Source organism: Amycolatopsis sp. w19, assembly GCF_051373225.1.
GTDB lineage: Bacteria > Actinomycetota > Actinomycetes > Mycobacteriales > Pseudonocardiaceae > Amycolatopsis > Amycolatopsis japonica.
In genome coordinates, this window is record NZ_JBPQFM010000007.1 from 168,833 (window position 1) to 190,311 (window position 21,479).

Consider the following 21,479-nt stretch of genomic DNA (forward strand, 5'->3'; position numbering starts at 1 on the left):
ACGCATGGCAGACAAAGAGATCGTCGAGAAGATCCTCGAGAAGGTCGCCGCCGAGGGGCGGACCTCGCTCACCGCGCCGGAAGGCCGCCAGGTGTGCGAGGCCTACGGGATCCCGACCCCGGCGGAACGGCTGGCCACCACCGCGGAGGAGGCCGTCGCACAGGCGGAGGAGATCGGCCTCCCCGTGGTGCTGAAGATCGTCTCACCGGACATCCTGCACAAGACGGAGGCGGGCGGGGTGCTGGTCGGCCTCGCGACCGCCGACGCGGTGGCGGACGGCTTCCGGACCATCGTCGCCAACGCCGAGGCGTACGACGCCGACGCCGAGATCACGGGCGTGCAGGTGCAGCGGATGCTCAGCAGTGGCCAGGAGGTGATCGTCGGCGCCACCACCGACACCACCTTCGGCAAGATCGTCGCCTTCGGCCTCGGCGGGGTGCTGGTCGAGGTGCTCAAGGACGTCACGTTCCGGCTCGCCCCGCTCGACCGCGACGAGGCGTTCTCGATGATCGACGGCATCGCGGCCGCGGAGATCCTGCGCGGCGTCCGTGGTGCGGAGCCGGTGAGCCGGGACGCGCTGGCCGACGTGCTCACGCGCGTCGGCACCTTGGTCACCGATTTCCCGCAACTGGCCGAGGTCGACCTCAACCCGGTGCTGGCCACGCCCGACGGCGCCACCGCGGTGGACGTCCGGATCCTGGTGGATCCCGAAGCGGCACGCGAGCCCATGAGGTTCAGCCAGGAGGAGATCCTGGCATCGATGACCCGGATCATGAAACCGGCGTCGATCGCCGTCATCGGCGCGTCGGCCGAGGCGGGCAAGATCGGCAACTCGGTGATGAAGAACCTCGTCAACGGCGGGTTCGCGGGCGAGATCCATCCCATCAACCCCAAGGCCGCCGAGATCCTCGACCGCAAGGCCTATCCGAGCATTTCCGACGTCCCCGGTGAGGTCGACGTCGCGGTGTTCGCCATCCCGGCCAAGTTCGTCCCCGCCGCGCTGGCGGAGGCCGGCCGGAAAGGGGTGGCCGGGGCGATCCTGATCCCGTCCGGATTCGGCGAGACCGGCAACATCGAACTCCAGGACCAGGTCGTCGCGATCGCGCGCGAGCACGGCGTCCGGATCCTCGGCCCCAACATCTACGGCTACTACTACACGCCGGAGAACCTTTCGGCGACGTTCTGCACGCCGTACGACGTCAAGGGCGGTGTCGCGCTCTCCTCGCAGAGCGGCGGCATCGGGATGGCCATCCTCGGCTTCAGCCGGTCGGCGAAAATGGGGGTCTCGTCGATCGTCGGAGTCGGCAACAAGGCCGATATCGACGAGGACGATCTGCTCACCTTCTTCGAACACGATGAAAACACCGAGCTGATCGCCATGCATCTCGAAGATCTGAAAGACGGGCGATCGTTCGCGGAAACGGCGAAACGGGTTTCGGTGCGGAAACCGGTCGTCGTCCTCAAAGCGGGCCGCACGTCCCAAGGCGCGAAAGCGGCGAGCTCGCACACCGGCGCGCTGGCGGGGGACGACAAGGTCTACGACGACATCCTGCGCCAAAGCGGGGTCATCCGGGCGCCCGGCCTCAACGATCTTCTCGAATACGCGCGCGGCATCCCGTTGTTGCCGACGCCGAAGGGCGAGAACGTCGTGATCATCACCGGTGCGGGCGGCTCCGGTGTCCTGCTATCGGATGCCTGTGTGGACAACGGGCTGAATCTCATGGAGATCCCGCCCGATCTCGACGCGTCCTTCCGGGAATTCATCCCGCCGTTCGGCGCGGCGGGCAACCCGGTGGATATAACCGGCGGCGAACCACCTACCACCTACCGGAACACGATCGCGCTCGGTTTGGCGGACGAGCGAATCCATGCCTTGATCCTCGGCTATTGGCATACTATCGTCACCCCGCCGATGATCTTCGCGGAACTGGTTTCGGAAGTCGTTTCCGAATATCGGGCGAAGGGGATCCACAAGCCCGTCGTCGCCTCGCTGGCAGGCGATGTCGAGGTCGAACAGGCCAGCAGTTTCCTGTACGAGCACGGTGTCGTCGCCTATCCCTACACGACGGAGAAACCGGTGGCCGTGCTCGGTGCGAAGTATCGCTGGGCACGTTCCGCGGGACTGCTCGGCTGATTTCCGGCCCCAAACCGACCAAGGAGAATGACAATGACGTCATCGACCGCGGCTCAACCACCCGGAGCGTACAAGGAAGTAATCGATTCGAACGGCCGGATCTATCGCGTCGGCGAAACCGATCGCGACATCATGGGCCGTCCACGATGGACGATGGTGATCCTGCCGTGGGTCGCCATGATGGCCATCAGTTCGTCGGAATACGCGTTCACGTCGGCGGAGGAGACGCTGTCGGCCGCACACGGCTGGCACGGCGCCACCATCTTCTGGCTGCTCGGGGTCTGGGTGTTCTTCCAGGCGATCGTCGCCTTCCCGGCGGGGAAGATGCGGGAGAACGGGACTTTGCCCGCCAAGGCGGCGATGCTGCTCGGTGCGGTGGGCACCCTGCTCGCGTACCTTTCGCTCGCCTACGCGCCCAGCGAGATCTGGGCGTACCTGGGCTTCGGGTTCTTCGGCGGTGGTGGGGCCGGGCTGGTGTACGCGACCTGCGTCAACATGGTGGGGAAGTGGTATCCGGAGCGCAGGGGCGGCAAGACGGGCTTCGTCAACGGCGGTTTCGCCTACGGTTCTGTGCCCTTCATCTTCCTCTTCACCTCCTATATGGACCTTTCCAATTTCTCGGGCGTCCTGCTCGTGGTCGGCCTCTTCCTGGCGGCGGTGGTCGCGGTCAGCGGCTTCTACTTCCAGGACCCGCCGAAGAACTGGTGGCCCGCGCACGTCGATCCGCTGAAGGTGTCCGACGATCCCCGTGTCCGCCGTTCCCTGCAGAAGAACCCGCCGGCGGTGAAGCAGTACACGCCGAAGGAGGCGCTCAGGACCGGAATGCTGCCGCTGATGTGGTTCTGCCTGCTGTGCACGGCCGGGGTGAACATCTTCGGCATCGCGATGCAGGTCCCGTTCGGGAACGAGATGGGTTTCGCGGGTGGCATCGTCGCGCTCGCGATGAGCCTGAAGGCGATCATCAACGGCACCGGCCGCGGTGTGATCGGCTGGATTTCCGACCGCTACGGGCGGCGCCAGACCCTGTTCATGGTCTGCGTGGTGCTCGGCCTCGCGCAGGTCGCGGTGTACCTGTCCGGCTCGATCGGCAGCATGCCGCTGTTCCTGCTGGCCTCGATGGTCTCCGGCTTCGGCGGCGGCGCGATCTTCCCGCTGTTCGCGGCGATGACGGCGGACTTCTACGGCGAGAACAACAACGCCAGCAACTACGGCCTGGTCTACAGCTCGAAGCTGATCTCGGGCCTGGTCGGCTCCGGTGTCGGCGCGATGGTCGTGGTGGCCTGGGGTTACGGCGGCGCTTTCTTCCTCGCGGGCGGGACGAGCCTGCTCGCGGCCGCGCTCAGTCTGCTGCTCCGGCAGCCGGGGCGTTCGCGGACGCGCACGCCCCGGCGTGAGCAGGAACTGAATCCCGCTTAGTCCTCTTTCGGACGTTCGTGGAACGCCTGCCGGGTGCGCTCGGTGTGCTGGTTCATGATCCGTTCGGCGGCGACGGCGTCACCGGCGGCGATGGCCTTGATCAGGTCCTCGTGTTCCTGCCAGGCGTCGTGGCTGCGAGGGCGGGCGATCGGGGTGTAGTACCAGCGGACGCGGCGGTCGACCATGCCGATCATCTCGGCGAGGACGGCGTTGCCGGACAGTTCGGTGATGAACGCGTGGAGCGCGGCGTTGGCCGCGACGAGGCCTTCGGTGTCGTCGGCGGCCAACGCCTCCAGCCCGGTCTTCTGCAGTTCCCACAAGCGTTCCACGTCTTCGCCGCCGGCCCTGTCGGCGGCGAGCCGGGCGGAGTGCGCCTCCAGCACGGTGCGCACGCTGAGCAGTTGATCGGCCTCCTCGTCGGTGGGCATGTGCACGAAGGCGCCCTGCGCGGGACGGAGGTCGACCCAGCCCTCGCTCTGCAGACGCTGCAACGCCTCGCGGACCGGCTGCCTGCTGACGCCCAGGTACTCGGCGAGGTCCGCCTCGACCAGGTGCTGGCCGGGTTCGAGGGTCCGGTTGATGATCAGCTCCGCGAGCGCTTCGTACACGACCTGGCGCAGGGGAGCGGGCCGCTCGACGTGTTTGGCCGTCGCCGGGTTGAGCGTGCCCTTGGTGCGGCGACCGGTGGGGCCGCGGTCGGGCAGGGGTGAAACGGGCTGGCTCACAGGACCTCCGGATGACTCGTCCGATTCAGGATACAGGTTTTGGTATGCAAAATCCCGACATTCCCGCTCCACTCCGCATTTCGTCCTCTAAATGCGGGGTCCTCCGCCCGGAACTCGCGTGCTTGAAGGCCGAACTCGCGTGATTGGAGGCGAAACACGCGCGAGACCGAGTCTTCCGCCTCCAATCACGCGTGATGCGCCTGGGAGCACGCGAGTTCCGGCTTGGGGCAGCCCGCATTCAGAGGACGAAATGCGAGAAGGGCGTGACATGCCGACCATCTACGGGATACTGTATGCAATCTGGTCTTCGGCTGAGCGGGAGGCACGTCATGAAGGTCGCAGTTCTGGGCGCGGGGGCGATCGGCGCGTACGCCGGCGCCGCGCTCCACCGAGGCGGGGCGGAGGTCCACCTCATCGCGAGACGGGCGCATGGTGAAGCGATGCGCGCGCACGGCGTGCGGGTGCTCAGCCCGCGCGGGAACTTCACCGTCCACCCGCACGTCACCGACGATCCGGCGAAAGTCGGCCCCGTCGACTTCGTCTTCCTCGGCCTGAAGGCGAATTCGTACGCCTCCTGCGGCCCGCTGATCGCGCCGTTGCTGGGTAAGGACACCGCGATCGTGGCCGCGCAGAACGGGATCCCGTGGTGGTACTTCCACGGTCTGGCCGGACATCCGCTGGAGAACCGCCGCATCGAGACGGTCGACCCAGGGGGCGCGGTGAGCGAGGTCCTCGAACTGCGCCGCGCGATCGGCTGCGTCGTCTACTGCTCGACGGTGATCGAGGAACCGGGCGTGATCCGGCATCTCGAAGGGACCCGCTTCGCTTTGGGAGAGCCGAAAGGCGGCGTCACATCCCGATGTGCGGCTCTCGCCGACGCGATGATCGCCGGCGGGCTGAAGGCGCCCGTCGAACTCGACCTGCGCGACGAGATCTGGGTCAAGCTCATGGGCAACGTCGCCTTCAACCCGCTCAGCGCGCTGACCAGGGCGACCATGGTCCAAATGTGCGAGCATCCGGACACCCGCGAGCTCGTCGCCGCGATGATGAACGAGACCCTCGCGATCGCCCGTGCCGCGGGCAGCGATCCCCAGGTTTCGGTCGAGAAACGTATCAACGGCGCCTGGCGCGTCGGGCACCACAAGACGTCGATGCTGCAGGACCTCGAAGCGGGCAAGCCGCTGGAGACCGACGCGATCATCGGCGCCGTCGTCGAGCTCGCCGAGCTGACCGGCGTGCCCGCCCCCGCACTGCGCCACGTCCACGCCGCGATCGGTCTGCTCGGCCAGACCGCGAACGCCGTTCCCGTCGGAGCGCACTGAATCGGAGGAACCCGATGAAGCGCAAGAACACCGAGCCGTACGTCCGGCTCACCCGGCCGTTGGTCCGCGATTCGGGCGAGCTGCGCCCGGCGAGCTGGGAAGAGGCGCTGGAGCGCGCCGCCGCCGGGTTCCGGCGCACGCTCGATACCAAGGGACCCGAAGCCTTCGGCATGTTCTCCTGTGCCAGGGCGACCAACGAGATGAACTACGTCGCGCAGAAGTTCACGCGTGCGGTGATCGGCACGAACAACGTCGACTCGTGCAACCGCACCTGCCACGCGCCGAGTGTCGCCGGGCTGGCGCGCGTGTTCGACAGCGGCGGCGGAACGTCGTCGTATCAGGAGATCGAGGACGCCGACGTCATCGTCGTCTGGGGCGGCAACCCCCGCGAAGCCCACCCGATCTTCTTCCAGCACGTGCTCAAGGCCGTCCACCGCGGCGCGAAACTGTTCGTGATCGACCCGCGCCGGACCAGCACCGCGAGCTGGGCGCACCGGCGGCTCCAGTTGCACGTCGGCACGGACATCCCGCTGGCGCACGCGATCGCCCGCGAGATCATCCACTCCGGACTGGCCAATACCGCCTTCATCGAACGGGCCACCGAAGGTTTCGCCGAGTTCGCGGCCTCTGTCGAGCCGTGGACGCTCGAAGCCGCCGAGGAGACGACCGGCGTCCCGGCCGAGCTGATCCGCGAACTCGCGCACACCTACGCCCGCGCCGACCGCGGCCAGCTGTCGTGGACGCTCGGGATCACCGAGCACCACAACGGCACCGACAACGTCCTGTCCCTGATCAATCTCGCGCTGCTGGCCGGCCACGTCGGCCGGTACGGCGCGGGGCTCAACCCGCTGCGCGGGCAGAACAACGTCCAAGGCGGCGGGGACATGGGCGCGATCCCGGACCGGATGCCGGGGTTCCAGAACATCCTCGACGCGGACGTCCGGGCGAAATTCGACGCCGCTTGGGGTTCGAACATCCCGCCGCGCAAGGGACTCAACCTCACGCAGATGCTCGACGCGATGGAACGCGGCGACCTGACCTGCGTCTACATCATCGGGGAGAACCCGGTCCAGTCCGAAGCGGACTGCGAGCACACGATCAAACGCCTGTCCAATGTGGAGTATCTGGTGGTGCAGGACATCTTCCTCACCAAGACGGCGCAGCTGGCGGATGTCGTGCTGCCCGCTTCGGCCGCGTGGTGCGAATCGGACGGCACCTTCACCAACAGCGAACGCCGGGTCCAGCGGGTCCGCAAGGCGCTCGAACCGCCGGAGGGCGCGCGCGACGACATCCAGTTGCTGTGCGAACTCGCCCGTCGTCTCGGCCACGACTGGAACTACCAGGGCGGCGAGGACGTCTGGAACGAACTCCGGACGTTGTCGCCGATGCACGCCGGGATGAGCTACGCGCGTCTGGAGGAACTCGGCGGCATCCAGTGGCCCTGTTACCGGGAGGACGAGCTCGAACCGACGTTCCTGCACGGCAGGCTCTGGGAAGAGGACCCGGCGAAACGCGGCCGACCGGCACCGTTCACCGTGATCGCCCACAGCCCGCCGGTGGATCTGCTCACCGAGGACTTCCCGATCCGGCTGACCACCGGACGGCGACTGGACTCCTACAACACCGGCGTCCAATCCGGCGGGTTCCCCTCGCCGCTGCGCCGAGGGGAGACCCTCGACCTGTGTCCGGCGGACGCGGTGCGGCTCGGGGTCGTCGAGGACGAGGTCGTGCGGATCTCGTCCCGCCGCGGCGAGATCGAGGCACCGGTCCGGATCGACGAGGGGCTGCGTCCGGGCCTGGCGTTCATGACCTTCCACTTCCCGGACGAGATCGACGTCAACGTCATCACCATCGAGGCGACCTGTCCGGTCGCGGGCACGGCCGAGTACAAGGCCGCCGCGATCCGGGTCGAGAAGCTGCCCGTCACCGTGTGAGGAGCCGGAATGGACCTGCGTTTCCTGAACGCCGAACCGACGGACGCCGAACGGCACGCGGTCGACGCGCTCGGAGCCGGAAGCCGCGATCAGCTGCTGCCCGCGTTGCACGCCGTGAACGACCGGGTCGGTTGGATCAGTCAGGGAGCGTTGAACCACATCTGCCGCCGGTTGAACGTCCCGCCTGCGGAGGCCTACGGCGTGGCGAGCTTCTACGCGCTGTTCTCACTCAAGGAACGACCGCCGCGCGTGATCCACGTCTGCACGGACCTGGCCTGCCAAGTCAACGGCGCGGAGGCGGTGACCGAAGCCTTCGACGCGGCGGGAATCGCTTGGCATCGCAGCCCGTGCCTGGGTGTCTGCGAACGCGCTCCGGCGGCGCTGGCCTTCGAGGCGGGTGATCCCGCGGAGGGGCGGCTGCTCGCACCGGCCACGCCAAGCGAAATCACCCGTGAACCGTCCACTTGGGAGGAAGCCCCGGTTTCCGTTCCACAGCAAGGAGGACCAGGCCTGCGCCTGCTGCGCCGGGTCGGCGTCGTCGAGCCCGAAAGCCTGGACGCCTATCGTGCGGCGGGTGGCTACGCGGCGTTGAGGAACGCGTTGGTGCTCGGGCCGGCCGGGGTCATCCGCGAGGTGACTGATTCGGGGCTGATGGGCCGGGGCGGAGCGGCGTTCCCGACCGGCCGGAAATGGGACGCCGCCGCCCGGCAGCCCGAACGGACCCGGTACCTGGTGTGCAACGCGGACGAGAGCGAACCGGGCACGTTCAAGGACCGCGTGCTGATCGAGGGGGACCCGTTCGCGCTCGTTGAAGCGATGACGATCGCCGCGTTCGCGATCGGGGCGCAGAAGGGGTACGTCTACCTGCGCGGCGAGTATCCGCGTGCGCTGAAGACGCTGCGCAACGCCATCGACTTGGCTCGTGAACGTGGGTTTCTGGGCGAGAACATCCTGGGGCGGCAAGGGTTCTCGTTCGACATCGAGATCAGGCGCGGTGCGGGCGCCTACATCTGCGGCGAGGAAACGGCGATCTTCAACTCGATCGAAGGCTACCGCGGCGAGCCGAGGTCGAAGCCGCCTTTCCCGGTGGAGAAGGGATTGTTCGGCAAGCCGACGGTGGTGAACAACGTCGAGACCCTGGTCAACATCCCGCTGATCCTCACCGAAGGCTGCGAGGCCTACCGTCGCATCGGGACCGAACGCTCGACCGGCCCGAAGCTGTTCTGCCTGTCCGGCAACGTCCGGCGCCCCGGCGTGTACGAGGTGCCGTTCGGGACGACGCTGGGGGAACTGCTCGAACTCGCCGGGGGAGTGCCGGAGGGTCGTGAGTTGCGGGCCGTCCTGCTCGGCGGCGCGGCGGGTGGTTTCGTGCGCCCGGACGAAACCACCCTGCCGCTCACCATGGAGGACGCGCGTGCCGCGGGCGCCACACTCGGTTCGGGGGTCGTGCTCGCGCTCGACGACCAAGCCGACCTCGGTGGGTTCCTGGTGCGGATCGCGGCGTTCTTCCGGGACGAGTCGTGCGGACAATGCGTGCCGTGCCGGATCGGCACCGTGCGGCAGGAGGAGGCGCTGCACCGGATCATCGGCGGCCGCAAGCTCGGGACTGGCGGCGACGACCTCGCGCTGCTGCGCGAAGTCGGACAGGTGATGCGGGATTCGTCCATCTGCGGACTGGGCCAGACCGCCTGGAACGCCATCGAGTCGGCGATCGACCGGCTCGGCGCACTGGAGGAGCGATCGTGAGCATTGTCGGATTGGGACTCCCACGACGGCTCGTCGAGTTCACTGTGGACCGTGAGGCGGTCAGGGTTCCTGAAGGATCCACGATCCTCGATGCCTGTGCCGCGTCGGGCAAGGACATTCCGACGCTCTGCTTCGGCGACACCCTCGAACCGGCGAACGCCTGCCGTGTCTGCATGGTGGAGGTCGAGGGATCGCGTACGCTCGTGCCGTCCTGCTCCCGCAAGGCGGAACCGGGCATGGTGGTGCGGACCGACACCGACCGGACCAGGCTCAGCCGCAAGGTGGTGCTCGAACTCCTCGGATCGGCGACGGATCTGTCCACCACGCCCGATGTCGCGGGCTGGATGGCCGAGTGCGGTGCGGAACCCGAGCGTTTCGGCCCGCCCGCGCCCGCTTCGGACGACCGCGACGATCGCCGCCCCGGCGAGCATGAGATCCCGGACGGGCTGACGGCGGCAACCGTGCGCCAGCCGGTCAAGGTGGACAACGAACTCTACGTCCGCGACTACGGGAAATGCATCCAGTGCTACAAATGCGTCGACGCGTGCGGCGAGCAGTGGCAGAACACCTTCGCCATCACGATGGCGGGACGCGGTTTCGACGCGCGGATCTCGACGGAGTTCGCGAACCCGCTTCCGGACAGTGCGTGTGTCTACTGTGGAAACTGCGTCGAGGTCTGCCCGACCGGCGCGCTGAGTTTCAAACGCGAGCACGACAAACGTGAGGACGGGACCTGGGACGAGTCGCGGCAGACCGCGACGACCACCATCTGCACCTTCTGCGGGGTCGGCTGCTCCTTGACGCTGCACGTCCAGGACAACGAGATCGTCAAGGTGACCTCGCCCCACGAGAGTTCGGTGACCCACGGGAACCTCTGCATCAAGGGCCGCTTCGGGTGGCAGCACGTCCAGAACCGCTGACCCTCACGAGGACGTGGCACCGCACTCACGTGAGCAGCGGCGTGACTCGCGTGACTGAAGGCGGAACTCGCGTGATCAGCGGCGGAACACCCTGAGTGCGGCCTCCAATCACGCGAGTCACGTCCCTGATCACGCGAGTTACGCCTTCGCTCAGTAGGCGGTATACCGCCCGTTGACCTGGACAGGTCAGCGGGCTATTCTCGATATACGAAAGAAAGTTTCCGCAGAGCGAAATTGCAGAGGTTTCGATGGCTGATCTTGCCGGTTCGCGTCATGCGCTGCCGTACGTGCTGAACCTGTCGCTGGTCTTCACCGAGTTGCCGCTGCTCGACCGTGCGGAGGCGGCGCGCGCGGCGGGCTTCACCGCGGTCGAGTACTGGTGGCCGTTCGAGACGCCGGAGCCGGACGCCGCCGAGGTCGACGCGTTCGTGGCGTCGGTCGAGCGGGCGGGTGTCGCGGTGACCGGGCTGAACTTCTTCCCCGGCGACATGGCGGGTGGTGATCGTGGCCTGGTCACCTGGCCCGGTCGCGAGGACGAGTTCGCCCGCGGCATCGCCTCCGCGATCGACCTCGGCGAGCGGCTCGGCTGCCGCCGGTTCAACGCGCTCTACGGCAACCGGATCGACGGCGCGGATCCGGCCGGGCAGGACAAGCTCGGTTTGTCGAATCTGGCGCTCGCGTCGGACGCGGCCGCGCGGATCGGCGCGGAGATCGTCCTCGAGCCGTTGTCGGGGGCGGAGAAGTACCCGCTCAAGACCGCGGACGACGTACTGAAGGTGCTCGACGAACTCGGGCGGGACAACGTGAAGCTGCTGGCCGACCTGTACCACCTGGCGGTCAACGGTGACGACCTCGACACGGTCACGACCGTCCACACCGGACGGATCGGTCATGTGCAGATCGCCGATTCCCCAGGGCGCCACCAGCCGGGGACCGGAGCGCTGGACATCGAGGGATACCTGGAAAAGCTACAGACGGCGGGCTACCGCGGGCAGGTCGGCGTGGAGTACAAACCCGACGGGCCGAGCGCGGATTCGCTGTCGTGGCTGCCTTTCGAACGAAGGGGACTGGCATGACCAAGCTGGGATTCATCGGCCTGGGGATCATGGGCGGGCCGATGGCGGGACATCTCGTCGCCGCCGGCCACGAGGTGAGCGGATTCGACACGAACGCGGACGCGCTCGCGAGGCTGGAGGCCGCGGGCGGCCGGGCCGCGAACGGGGTGACCGACGCCGTGGCGGACGCGGAAGTCGTCATCACCATGCTGCCGAACCACCCACAGGTCGAGGCTGTCGTGCTGGCGGCGGGCGGGGTGCTGGAATCGGCGAAACCGGGAACGCTGCTGATCGACATGAGCACCATCCGGCCGGAGACCTCCATCGAGGTGGCCGAGCGGGCCGGGGAACGCGAGATCCGGGTGCTCGACGCACCCGTTTCCGGCGGTCAGGCCGGGGCCGAGCAGGCGTCACTGTCCATTATGGTCGGTGGTGAGGACGACGACTTCGCCGCCGGGCTCCCGATCCTGGAGGCGGTCGGCAAGACGATCGTGCACGTCGGGCCGCACGGCGCCGGCCAGGTCGTCAAAGCCGCGAACCAGCTGGTCGTCGGCGGGACGTACGCGCTGATCGCCGAAGCCATCGTGCTGCTCGAAGCCTCGGGTGTGGACGCAGGTGTCGGCCTGGACGTCCTCGCGGGCGGCCTGGCGGGCAGCCGGATCCTCGAACTCAAGCGGAAGTCCATGGTGGCGCGGGAATTCGCGCCGGGCTTCCGGATCGACCTGCACCACAAGGACATGGGCATCGCGCTCGCCGCCGCCAGGCAGGCCGAGGTCGCGCTGCCGCTCACCGGGCTGGTCGCCCAGCTCGTCGCCGCCGGACGGGCGATGGGCCACGGCTCGCTCGATCACTCGGCGCTGCTGAAGGTCGTCGAAACGCTGTCCGGCGCGGAAAACAAGGAGTGACGCATGCCCAGAATCCCCGCCATGCAGGCCGTCGTCGACGTCCTGGTCAGTGAGGGCGTCGACACCGCGTTCGGCTGCCCCGGCGCCGCGATCCTCCCGCTGTACCACGCGATGCAGGACAGCGGCATCGAGCATCTGATCGTGCGCCACGAAGAGGGCGCGACCCATATGGCCGACGGCTGGGCGAGGACCACCGGCAACGTCGGCGTCGCGATCGGCACCTCCGGGCCCGCCGGGACGAACATGATCACCGGCCTCTACACCGCGCAGGCCGACTCGATCCCGATCCTGTGCATCACCGGGCAGGCCGACTCGCGGAAGCTGCACACCGAGGCGTTCCAGGCCGTCGACATCGTCGAGATCGCCAAGCCGGTGACCAAATGGGCGGTGCAGGTCAAGGAGGCCGCCCAGCTGCCGTGGGTGTTCCGGGAGGCGTTCCGCATCGCGCGGTCCGGCCGTCCCGGCCCGGTGCTGATCGACCTGCCGATCGACGTCCAGCGGCAGGAGATCGAGTGGGACTCCAGCATCGACTCGCCGCTCCCGGTCATCAGGGCGACGCCGTCCCCGGCCAGGGTCGAGCGGGCGCTGGACCTGCTCCTGGCCGCCGAGCGGCCGCTGATCCTCGCGGGCGGTGGAGTGGTGCTCGGCGACGCGAGCGACCGGCTGCGCACCGCGGCCGAGCTGCTCGGCGTCCCGGTCGGCGTGACGTTGATGGGCAAGGGGAGTTTCCCCGAGGACCACGAACTGTTCGCCGGCATGGCGGGTATCCAGACCTCGCAGCGCTGGGCGAACGCGGCGTTCCTCGAGGCGGATCTGGTGCTGGCGCTGGGCGCGCGGTTCGGCGACCGGCACACCGGTGACCTCGACGTCTACCGGGGGAACCGGAAGTTCATCCACGTCGACATCGAGCCGACCCAGCTGGGCAAGGTGTTCGGGCCGGACCTCGGCATCGTGTCGGACACGGGCGCCTTCCTGGACGCGCTGATCGAGGCGGCGTCGAAGCGTTCCCCGGCACGGGATCGCGCGTGGCCGCGGCGCATCGGCGAGCTCAAGGAGAGCCTGCCGCGGCGTGAGGACTTCGAGGACACGCCGATCAAGGCGCCCCGGGTCTTCAAGGAGATCAACGAGTTCTACGGCGAGGACGCCTACTTCGTCACCGCGATCGGGCTCTACCAGATCTGGTCCGGGCAGTTCCAGCGCGCGCACAAGCCGCGGCACTACCAGGTGTGCGGCCAGGCCGGCCCGCTCGGTTGGGAGATCCCGGCGGCGATCGGCGTCAAGAAGGCGAAACCGGAGGCCGAGGTCGTCGGCGTCGTCGGGGACTACTCGTTCCAGTTCCTGGTCGAGGAGCTGGCGGTGGCCGCGCAGTACGACGTCGGGTTCGTGCTGATCATGCTGAACAACGAGTACCTCGGGCTCATCCGGCAGGCCGAAACCGGCTACGAGATGAACTTCGAGGTCGACATCCACTACGACAAGATCGGCACGGACAACGTGAAGGTCATGGAGGCCTACGGCTGCTCCGGCACCCGCGTCACCGAGCCGGGCGAGATCCGGGCTTCGCTGGAGTGGGCACGCAAGGAGGCCGAGCGGACGTCGCGGCCGGTGCTGGTGGAGATCATGATCGAACGCGAAGGGAACGCCGCGATGGGCAAGGCGCTCGACAGCGTCGTCGAGTTCGAGCCGATCGCGGGCTGAACGACGGTGTCCCGGTGCTCGCCCGCCGGGACACCGTCGTGCGGTCAGGCCTTGCCCTGGTCGTTGCTCAGCCACTTCTCCGGCCGGACACGGACCAGCACGGAGTTGTCGCTGAGCGCACCGTCGACGTATTTCGTGCCCTCGTCCTCCGACAGGTAACGCTGCGCGATCTTCAGCGCCTGCTCCCTGGTCGGCGGCGCGTCGTTCGCGATGACCGGACCCTCGGCCGTCACGTACTTGTACGGCAGCGTCTCCGACTGAGCGACCAGGCTCAGCCTGCCCGCCCTCTTGATCGCCTTGTCCTTGACCGAACCGCCGTCCATCCAGATCAGCAGTTCGCCGCCGGGCTCGTAGTCGTACCAGACCGGCACGGCAAGCGGGGCCCGCCCTTCCCGCTCCACGGCAAGGACCCCGATGTGGACCTCGCTCAGGAAGGCTTCGCGTTCCTCGGCGGTCATGACGAAAGACGACATCCGTGTCTCGCTTCTCTCGTAGGTGATCTACGAGAGGCGACAACGCGGCCGGACTTCAGGGCATTCCGGGCGTTGGCTTTCGCGTCATGATCGCCAGGGCGGCACCCGGGGCCCGGCCGCGGTCGAGGTTGCGAAAGCCACTTTCGCAACGTTGAAGGTTGCGAAAGTGGCTTTCGCAACCCCTCGGCGGTAGCCGGGCCCTGCCGAGCGTCGTCCCCCGGACACGGATGACGTCCCCCCGGACACGGATGACGTCCCACCGGTCACGCGACACCACCCGACAGTAGGGCGGCACTGCGACCGAACCTCCGCTCCCGCAGCCGACCGGGGCGAAGGCTCCTTTCGCCGCATCAGACTCGGTGAAGGGAGCCTTCAGCCCACACGAAAACCCACGTGAGCGCCACCCTGGCGAGCGTCACGGGGTCGGGGAAGTGCTGCTGGTCGGGGACGTCTCGCCGGTGTTCCCCGCCGGAGTCGAGGACGGCGCCGCGGAAGACGTGCTGGACGGCGGAGGCGTCGTCGAGGACGAAGGGGTGCTCGAAGGAGGTGTCGAGGAAGGCGGGGTCGACGAGGGAGGCGTCGACGAAGGCGGCGTGCTGGTCGGCTTCGAGGGCGAAGAGCTGCTCGGCGGCGTGCTGCTGCTCGGCGGGACGGACGTGCCGGGCAGCGGCGTCGGACCCGGCGTGGTCGTGCCGGGCGGGGGAGTGCCGGGCAGGGTCGGCACCGGGACCTGGCCGTCGGGCGTACCGGCGGCGACGTCCTGGGAGTCGGGCGCGCCGACGGGGACCTGGCTGTCCGGCATCGTCGCGACGCCGCCGCGGTAGGCGACCGCCCAGCGGATCACGGTGTCCACATAGGACAGCGAGTGGTTGTAGCGGTACACGGCCACGCGCTGGGTCTGCTCGGACGTCAGGTCGACCCCGCCGGAGCAGAGGTAGCGGCCGGAGCCCAGCGTCGCGTCGTAGATGTTGTTCGGGTTCGACTCGCCGTCGCCGTTGCCGTCGGAGGCGTAGCCCTTCCACGTGGAGGGGATGAACTGCGTCGGGCCGACGGCGCGGTCCCAGACCGTGTCGCCGTCGTACTTGCCGCCGTCGGTGTCGGAGATGGCGGCGAACGGACCGGCGCCGTTGAGCTGCGGGCCGAGGATCGGCTCCAGCGTGTTGCCCTTCGCGTCGACGTAACCGCCGCGCGCGTGATTCGATTCGATCCGGCCGATGCTGGCGATCAGCGCCCAGTCGATGTGGCAGCCGGGCAGTTCCTTCGCGAGGATGTCGGCGGCGTTCTTGTACGCCTTCATCATGCTGGCGGGGATGCCGAGCGCGCCCGACGGCGCGAACGCGCCGCCGATGTTGCCGGAATGCCCGGGGACGGTCAGCGGATCCGGGGTGGGCGGCTCGGGGAGGCTGCCGTCGACGGCGATCTCCGGGACCGTGCCCGCCGGCGGTTGCCAGGCCGCGGCCTGGTTCTGCGGCGCGGACGGCTTCGGCGCGGCGATCGGGGCGTCGGGGCCCGCGGACGCGGTGACCGCGGGCAGCACGGCGAGCGCGCCGCCGGCGAGCGCGAAGGCCGTCCGGTGCCGGGCGGACAACTTGTCCGTCTGTCGAGGGCGGTGCTTCGGCATGTTCTCTCCCGCAAGGTCGACTCCGCGCAAAACTATCCGATAGAGCCGGTTTTCGGGGACGACGCAACGAAAAACCCGCGATCCTGTCGAGTTTTCGTCCTCGCGGCACAAGACCTTCGTAGTGAAGTTGTCAATTTCACGCTGAGTTCACCGAATCGTCAGCAGAATCCCCGGCCGCCCCGCGGAGTGGTCTGAACCGCGTGCAAAGAGGTCTTTGCACAATCTCCTTTGCACGGCTACCTTGGTGTCATGACCGGTCCGCCGCCACCCGAAGAGATCGCCGACGCCGCCGTGCTGAAGGCGGTGATGCACCCGCTGCGCCGCCGGATCATGGAGGCGTTGGGCCGCGGCCCCGCGACGGCGACGAAGCTGGCCAAGGAACTGGGGGAGAGTTCGGGCGCGACCAGCTATCACCTGCGGGAACTGGCGAAATACGACTTCGTCGACGAGGCGCCGGAGCTCGCGCACGGCAAGGAGCGCTGGTGGCGGGCCCGCCAGCGCGACATCCGCTGGCCGCGGCACAGCGAGCAGAACGACGAGATGCGCGCCGTGTTCGACGAGGCGCAGCGTGCGGCGTTCACCGAAGACCTCGAACAGCTGGCGACCTTTCTCGAGCGTCGCGGTGAGCTGGGCGAATGGGGTGACGCGCTGGTGTTTTCGCGCGGCTCGGTCTACGTGAACCTCGAAGAGCTCAAGGAGTTCTTCGACGAATACCTGGAGCTGTTACGCCGCTATTGGCGGCCGGAGCCAGGCCCGGACGCGCGGAAGGTGCTCGTGCGCTGGACGGCGTTCCCGGACGCGGACGGGGAGGTGCAGGAAGGGAACTGAAAACCGGTGGGAGAGCGGCCACTCGACCACCGGAATCGCGTCACCACGCCGGACGGCGTGTCTTCACGAACCACTCCACAGACAAAGGGGGAGCAGCATGCTGCTCTGGAAGAGAATCGCGGCCGTCTGCGCCGCGGCGAGCCTGCTCGCGGCGGGGACCGCGGCGGCCGCGCAACCGCCGGACGGGCGATCCCGGTCGGACGCCACCATCCGCTACACCGAATACGGCATCCCGCACATCGTCGCGAACGACTGGGCGAGCCTGGGCTTCGGACAGGGATTCGCCGCGGCCAAGGACAACATCTGCGCGATCGCGGACGTCGCGGTCACGACGAGGGCCGAGCGTTCCCGCTGGCTCGGGCCGGACGCACCGCCGACGAGCGGGGTGAGCCAGGCGAGTACGAACCTCGCGAGCGACCTGTATTTCCAAGGTCTCAACGAAAGCGGCGCCGTCGAGCGGCTCCTGTCGGCGCCCGCGCCGCGCGGGCCGTACCGCGAGGTCCGCGAACTGATCCGCGGTTACGTCGAGGGGGTCAACAAGTACCTGCGCACCGGCGAGATCACCGACCCGGCCTGCCGGGGCGCGGGCTGGCTGAAGCCGATCATCGAACTGGACGTGTACCGGCACAGTCACGCAGTCGGCATGATCTTCGGCCAGGGCGGCGTCGCCGACTCGATCACCGCGTCGCTGCCGGGCGCCCCGTCCGCGGGCGGCGGTACCGAACAGATGTTCGGGGAGACCGGGATCGGCAGTAACGCGATCTCGATCGGCTCCTCCGCGTCGGCGAACGGACGCGGTGTCTCGCTCGCCAACCCGCACCTGCCGTGGCAGCTGAGCGGGACCAGGCTTTGGCAGTCGCAGGTGACCTTGCCGGGCAAGCTCAACGTCAGTGGCGCCGGCATCCCCGGCATCCCGCTGATGTGGCTGGGGCACAACGAAACCGCGGCCTGGAGCGGTACCGCCACCGACACCACGCGCACGTACACGCTGTTCGAGCTGAAGCTCGTGCCCGGCTCGCCGACGACGTACCTGGTCGACGGGAAGCCCGAGCGGATGCGGCGTGCCGACGTGAGTGTGCTGTCGCGCAAGGCGGACGGCACCCTGGAACGTGTCGTACGTCCACAGTGGACGACGAGGTACGGCCCGGTGACGACCCGGCTCGGGCAGCGCGAGCTGCCGTGGACGGCGTCGAGCGCGTTCGCCATCGCGGACGCCAACGCCACGAACCTCGGTATGACGAACTCGATGTTCTCGATCGCCCGCGCCAGGACGGCGGGGGAGATGATCGGCGCGGTCCGCGAGACCCAAGGGCTGCCGTGGATGAACATCCTCGCCACCGACGACCGGGGCCGGGTGGAGTTCAGCCAGATCCATGGGGTCCCGCACGTCACCGACGAGAAGGCCGCGCGCTGCAACACGCCGCTGGGCAAGGAATTGTTCGACGCCAACGGGGTCGCGGTGCTCGACGGTTCCAAGACGGCGTGCGCCTGGGGCCGCGACCGGGACGCGCTGCGGCCTGGTGTCTTCGGCCCGTCCAGCCTGCCCAGCCTGAGCCGGTCGGACTACGCGGCGAACTCGAACGACAGCTCTTGGCTGGTCAACCCCGCCGAACCGAAGGCCGGTTACCCCAGAATCGTGGGCCCGGTCCGTTACGAGCAGAACATGCGGACGCGTGCCGGCCTCGTCGAGATCGCCGACCAGCTGAAGAAGGGCGGCTTCACGGGGCAAGCGATGCGGGACCTGATGTTCTCGAACCGGGACCACGCCGCCGAACTCGTGCGGGCCGACGTCGTCGCGATGTGCCGCACGATGCCGGGGCTGGACGACGCTTGCGCGGCGCTGGCGGGCTGGGACGGTCGTTCGGACGCCGGCAGCCGGGGCGCGTTGCTCTTCGACCGGTTCTGGGCCGCGGCGGACCGGATGGGGCCCGAGATCTGGAAGAACCCGTTCGACGTCAAGGATCCGGTCCACACGCCGAATACCCTCGACACGGGGAACGCGGCGATCCGCAAGGCGCTCTCCGACGCCGTTTCGGAGCTGCGGGCGGCCAAGATCCCGCTCGACGCGCCGTACGGGGACAACCATTACGTCGTCCGCGACGGCCGGAAGATCGCGCTAGGCGGCGGAACCGCGGGCCGCGGGGTCTACAACACCGTCGGCGGGCCTTGGGATCCGGCCCGTGGGTACACCGAGTTCACGCACGGCGGGACGTATCTGCACGTCGTGGCGTTCGACGGGACCGGATGCCCGGACACGACGACGCTGATGACCTACTCGCAGTCCGCGAACGCGAAGTCGGCGCACCACAGCGACCAGACGGAGCTGTACTCGCGCAAGCAGTGGGTCGCCGAACGGTACTGCGAGAAGGACATCCTCGCGTCGCCGTCGCTCGAGGTGCTCCGGGTGAGCAGGCGATGATCGCGGCCATGATCGCGGCCGTCGTGGCGGTCTCGTCACCGCTGCCCGCCGCGGCTCCGGACGGCGAAGTCTCGTTCGCCAGCCACGGGGTCACCCTGCGGGGAACGGTGGTCGCGCCGGAGGGCGGCGGACCGGCGCCGGGCATCGTCATGGTGCACGGGTCCGGCGAACACGACCGGGACGATTACCGTGCCGAGGCGGAAGCCTTCGCCAAGGCGGGGATCGCGACCCTGATCTACGACAAGCGGACCGAGGGCTATTCGCTGTTCGAGCGGGACTACTCGGTCTTGGCCGACGACGCGCTCGCCGCCGTGCAGGCGCTGCGCTCGCGTCCCGGCGTGGATCCGTCCCGCGTCGGGGTGTGGGGCTTGAGCGAAGGGGGCTGGGTCGCGCCCTTGGCCGCGTCGAAGTCGAAGGACGTCGCGTTCGCGGTCACCGTCGGCGCCAACGGGGTCTCGCCCGATCGTCAGCAGGCGTGGGCGCTCGAGACCTATCTACGGCGAGCCGGCGTCACCGGCTCGATGGTGGACATGGTGGCCTCGACGAACATGCGGACCCTCGCGGGTGCGGGCGCCTTCCCCGAGGCCGGATACGACCCGGTGCCGGTGCTGGAGAAGGTGCGGCAGCCGGTGCTCGGTCTGTGGGGTGAACTGGACCGGCTCACTCCGCCCGGCGAGGCCGTCCGGATCTTCCGGGAAACGCTGGACCGGGCGGGGAACCGGCAGTACACCCTGAAGGTGTTCCCCCAGGCCCAGCACGGGCTCCGGCAGACCACCGACGGTTTCGACAAGCTCGACGGCTTCGCCCCCGGTTACCTCGAACTCGTGGCGAACTGGGTGAACGGAACGAAGGACGGGCCGTCGGCCGACCCGCCTCCGGTCCAGGCGAGCCAGAGTGTCGCCCTCGCACCGCTCGCCTGGTACGAGGCGCCGTGGGTGCAGATCGGGGTCTGGGCGCTGGCGTTGCTCGCGTTCGCGGCCTATCCGGTGACGGCGTTGTTCCGTCGCAGGGAAAGCGTTCCGCTCGCCGGGCCCGCACGCTGGCTCGCGTCGACCGGGACGCTCGCCACGGCGGGGTTCCTCGCCTACTACATCGCCCTGTCGATGGGGGCGGCGATGGCGCCGGGTCCGGTCCTTTTCGGACGGACGTTGCCCTGGCTCGCATTGCAGCTGATCGCGGTCGGTGTCGTCGCCGCCGGTGCGGTGACCGCGGTTTCGTGGTGGCGTGGGAAGGAACGCGGGGGAGTCCGGATCGGCCTGCTGCTGGCGGGCGCCGCTTTGTTCGTCCCGTGGGCCGTCCACTGGGGACTGTTGGTGCCGTGAAATGAGCCTGGGTGCCGGGCGGCCACCCGGCACCCAGGCGTACGGAAGCCGCGTCACCACGCCCGACGGCGTGTCTTCACGAACGGACCTCCGGGTCAGAAGATACTCAGGACTTCGGGGTGACGGCGAACCGGCGCAGTTCCAGTGCCGGGTTCTTGGCGCGTACCTCGGAGATCCGCTCGGCGGAGACCTCGCCGGTCGCCGTCCCCGTGCGCTCGCCGAGCGAGGCGACGACCACGCCCATCGGGTCGACGATCATGCTGTGCCCCGAACCGGCGGGCGCGGCCTGCCCCGACGCGACGAGGTAGATCGTGTTCTCGATCGCCCTTGCCCGGACCAGGGTGGTCCAGTGGTCCTCCTTCAGCGGCCCGGGCATCCACTCGGCGGGCAGCAGCACCGCGTCCGCGCCGGCGTCGACCAGGCGGCGGGTGACCTCCGGGAACCTGAGGTCGTAGCAGGTCTGGAGACCGAAGGTGATCCCATCGACCTCGAACGTCTCCGGCGCTGCGATGTCGCCGGGCCGGACCAGCTCCGATTCGCGGAAACCGAAGGCGTCGTACAGGTGCAGCTTGCGGTAGAGCGCGGCGATGGCGCCGTCGGGACCGGCCGCGACGAGGGTGTTCGAGATCCGCTCGCCGCCGGGGAGCGCTTCGTTGATGCCCGCGACGACGGTGATCTGCCGGTCCTTCGCCAGCCCGCGCAGCTCGGTGACGAACGGGCCGTCGAGTTCTTCGGCCGAGGTCACGAATTCCCGGCTCATCGTCGGTACGGTGAACAACGAGTACTCGGGCAGCACGACCACTCGCGCCCCGCGATCGGCCGCTTCGCCGACGAGGGCGGCGACGCGGGCGAGGTTGGCCTCTTTGTCGTTGCCGGGCGCGAACTGCGCCACCGCGACGTGCACCATGGGACCCCTTCCGATAAGTGGAACTCTTGTATACATGATGGATACTTGACTGGT

Annotated in this window: 16 protein-coding genes; 12 read left to right on the forward strand and 4 right to left on the reverse strand. The window is 68.6% G+C overall.

All coding sequences use genetic code 11. The features are described from left to right. The first annotated feature begins 4 nt into the window (after positions 1-4). Together ACSMFO_RS17005 and ACSMFO_RS17010 are read left to right on the forward strand one after the other, a co-directional pair. Complete coding sequence (locus ACSMFO_RS17005) at positions 5-2,134, forward strand: acetate--CoA ligase family protein (RefSeq protein ID WP_436459471.1); 2,130 nt, start codon at positions 5-7, stop codon at positions 2,132-2,134. Between the two features lie 33 nt (positions 2,135-2,167). Further along, positions 2,168-3,550: an OFA family MFS transporter gene (locus ACSMFO_RS17010; RefSeq protein ID WP_360132051.1), complete on the forward strand. Its 1,383-nt coding sequence runs from the start codon at positions 2,168-2,170 to the stop codon at positions 3,548-3,550. On the opposite strand, the gene ACSMFO_RS17015 is transcribed toward ACSMFO_RS17010, so the two are convergent. Then, the gene (locus tag ACSMFO_RS17015; RefSeq protein ID WP_436459473.1) at positions 3,547-4,275 is read right to left on the reverse strand and encodes a GntR family transcriptional regulator; all 729 of its coding nucleotides are present in this window, start codon (positions 4,273-4,275) and stop codon (positions 3,547-3,549) included. The two genes, ACSMFO_RS17010 and ACSMFO_RS17015, sit on opposite strands and share 4 nt — an antisense overlap. 329 nt (positions 4,276-4,604) lie before the next feature. On the opposite strand from ACSMFO_RS17015, the gene ACSMFO_RS17020 reads away from it, so the two are divergent. The 7 genes from ACSMFO_RS17020 (at position 4,605) to gcl (ending at position 13,855) form a co-directional block, all read left to right on the forward strand. After that, positions 4,605-5,597 (forward strand): 2-dehydropantoate 2-reductase, encoded by a 993-nt coding sequence (locus ACSMFO_RS17020; protein ID WP_436459475.1) that lies wholly within the window; start codon positions 4,605-4,607, stop codon positions 5,595-5,597. A 14-nt stretch (positions 5,598-5,611) separates the two neighbouring features. Continuing rightward, positions 5,612-7,531, forward strand: a complete 1,920-nt coding sequence (locus ACSMFO_RS17025) for a molybdopterin oxidoreductase family protein (protein ID WP_436459477.1) — start codon at positions 5,612-5,614, stop codon at positions 7,529-7,531. Between the two features lie 9 nt (positions 7,532-7,540). Continuing rightward, positions 7,541-9,277 (forward strand): NAD(P)H-dependent oxidoreductase subunit E, encoded by a 1,737-nt coding sequence (locus ACSMFO_RS17030; protein ID WP_436459479.1) that lies wholly within the window; start codon positions 7,541-7,543, stop codon positions 9,275-9,277. After that, on the forward strand, positions 9,274-10,197 hold the full coding sequence (locus ACSMFO_RS17035) for a 2Fe-2S iron-sulfur cluster-binding protein (RefSeq protein ID WP_436459480.1): 924 nt from the start codon (positions 9,274-9,276) through the stop codon (positions 10,195-10,197). Before ACSMFO_RS17030 ends, ACSMFO_RS17035 begins: the two co-directional genes overlap by 4 nt. A gap of 248 nt (positions 10,198-10,445) precedes the next feature. Next, positions 10,446-11,273 (forward strand): hydroxypyruvate isomerase family protein, encoded by an 828-nt coding sequence (locus ACSMFO_RS17040; protein WP_436459482.1) that lies wholly within the window; start codon positions 10,446-10,448, stop codon positions 11,271-11,273. Then, positions 11,270-12,157 carry a 2-hydroxy-3-oxopropionate reductase gene (locus ACSMFO_RS17045; RefSeq protein WP_436459484.1) on the forward strand — a complete coding sequence of 296 codons (888 nt, stop codon included), beginning with the start codon at positions 11,270-11,272 and terminating at the stop codon, positions 12,155-12,157. Before ACSMFO_RS17040 ends, ACSMFO_RS17045 begins: the two co-directional genes overlap by 4 nt. A gap of 3 nt (positions 12,158-12,160) precedes the next feature. Further along, positions 12,161-13,855, forward strand: a complete 1,695-nt coding sequence (gene gcl, locus ACSMFO_RS17050) for a glyoxylate carboligase (protein ID WP_378417882.1) — start codon at positions 12,161-12,163, stop codon at positions 13,853-13,855. 44 nt (positions 13,856-13,899) lie between these two features. Here gcl and ACSMFO_RS17055 read toward each other — a convergent pair whose 3' ends face one another. Both ACSMFO_RS17055 and ACSMFO_RS17060 read right to left on the reverse strand, forming a co-directional pair. Continuing rightward, complete coding sequence (locus tag ACSMFO_RS17055) at positions 13,900-14,328, reverse strand: pyridoxamine 5'-phosphate oxidase (protein WP_436459486.1); 429 nt, start codon at positions 14,326-14,328, stop codon at positions 13,900-13,902. A 415-nt stretch (positions 14,329-14,743) separates the two neighbouring features. Then, positions 14,744-15,949 (reverse strand): lytic transglycosylase domain-containing protein, encoded by a 1,206-nt coding sequence (locus tag ACSMFO_RS17060; protein WP_360132071.1) that lies wholly within the window; start codon positions 15,947-15,949, stop codon positions 14,744-14,746. A gap of 249 nt (positions 15,950-16,198) precedes the next feature. On the opposite strand from ACSMFO_RS17060, the gene ACSMFO_RS17065 reads away from it, so the two are divergent. From ACSMFO_RS17065 to ACSMFO_RS17075, 3 genes are all read left to right on the forward strand, one after another. Then, positions 16,199-16,777: an ArsR/SmtB family transcription factor gene (locus ACSMFO_RS17065; RefSeq protein WP_073843646.1), complete on the forward strand. Its 579-nt coding sequence runs from the start codon at positions 16,199-16,201 to the stop codon at positions 16,775-16,777. A gap of 97 nt (positions 16,778-16,874) precedes the next feature. Continuing rightward, on the forward strand, positions 16,875-19,196 hold the full coding sequence (locus ACSMFO_RS17070) for a penicillin acylase family protein (protein WP_436459488.1): 2,322 nt from the start codon (positions 16,875-16,877) through the stop codon (positions 19,194-19,196). Beyond that, positions 19,193-20,518, forward strand: coding sequence for an alpha/beta hydrolase family protein (locus ACSMFO_RS17075; protein ID WP_436459490.1), 1,326 nt, complete (start codon positions 19,193-19,195; stop codon positions 20,516-20,518). The genes ACSMFO_RS17070 and ACSMFO_RS17075 overlap by 4 nt, the downstream gene beginning before the upstream one ends. 106 nt (positions 20,519-20,624) lie before the next feature. Here ACSMFO_RS17075 and ACSMFO_RS17080 read toward each other — a convergent pair whose 3' ends face one another. Then, positions 20,625-21,425, reverse strand: coding sequence for a carbon-nitrogen hydrolase family protein (locus ACSMFO_RS17080; RefSeq protein ID WP_436459492.1), 801 nt, complete (start codon positions 21,423-21,425; stop codon positions 20,625-20,627). Positions 21,426-21,479 lie beyond the last annotated feature (54 nt).

Bases quoted from the DNA above. Each gene is read 5' to 3' on its own strand.
- ACSMFO_RS17010 (WP_360132051.1), top strand. From the start codon at position 2,168: ATGACGTCATCGACCGCGGCTCAACCACCCGGAGCGTACAAGGAAGTA.
- ACSMFO_RS17040 (WP_436459482.1), top strand. From the start codon at position 10,446: ATGGCTGATCTTGCCGGTTCGCGTCATGCGCTGCCGTACGTGCTGAAC.
- ACSMFO_RS17005 (WP_436459471.1), top strand. From the start codon at position 5: ATGGCAGACAAAGAGATCGTCGAGAAGATCCTCGAGAAGGTCGCCGCC.
- ACSMFO_RS17055 (WP_436459486.1), bottom strand. From the start codon at position 14,328: ATGTCGTCTTTCGTCATGACCGCCGAGGAACGCGAAGCCTTCCTGAGC.
- ACSMFO_RS17065 (WP_073843646.1), top strand. From the start codon at position 16,199: ATGACCGGTCCGCCGCCACCCGAAGAGATCGCCGACGCCGCCGTGCTG.
- ACSMFO_RS17020 (WP_436459475.1), top strand. From the start codon at position 4,605: ATGAAGGTCGCAGTTCTGGGCGCGGGGGCGATCGGCGCGTACGCCGGC.
- ACSMFO_RS17075 (WP_436459490.1), top strand. From the start codon at position 19,193: ATGATCGCGGCCATGATCGCGGCCGTCGTGGCGGTCTCGTCACCGCTG.
- gcl (WP_378417882.1), top strand. From the start codon at position 12,161: ATGCCCAGAATCCCCGCCATGCAGGCCGTCGTCGACGTCCTGGTCAGT.
- ACSMFO_RS17030 (WP_436459479.1), top strand. From the start codon at position 7,541: ATGGACCTGCGTTTCCTGAACGCCGAACCGACGGACGCCGAACGGCAC.
- ACSMFO_RS17045 (WP_436459484.1), top strand. From the start codon at position 11,270: ATGACCAAGCTGGGATTCATCGGCCTGGGGATCATGGGCGGGCCGATG.
- ACSMFO_RS17070 (WP_436459488.1), top strand. From the start codon at position 16,875: ATGCTGCTCTGGAAGAGAATCGCGGCCGTCTGCGCCGCGGCGAGCCTG.
- ACSMFO_RS17025 (WP_436459477.1), top strand. From the start codon at position 5,612: ATGAAGCGCAAGAACACCGAGCCGTACGTCCGGCTCACCCGGCCGTTG.
- ACSMFO_RS17060 (WP_360132071.1), bottom strand. From the start codon at position 15,949: ATGCCGAAGCACCGCCCTCGACAGACGGACAAGTTGTCCGCCCGGCAC.
- ACSMFO_RS17080 (WP_436459492.1), bottom strand. From the start codon at position 21,425: ATGGTGCACGTCGCGGTGGCGCAGTTCGCGCCCGGCAACGACAAAGAG.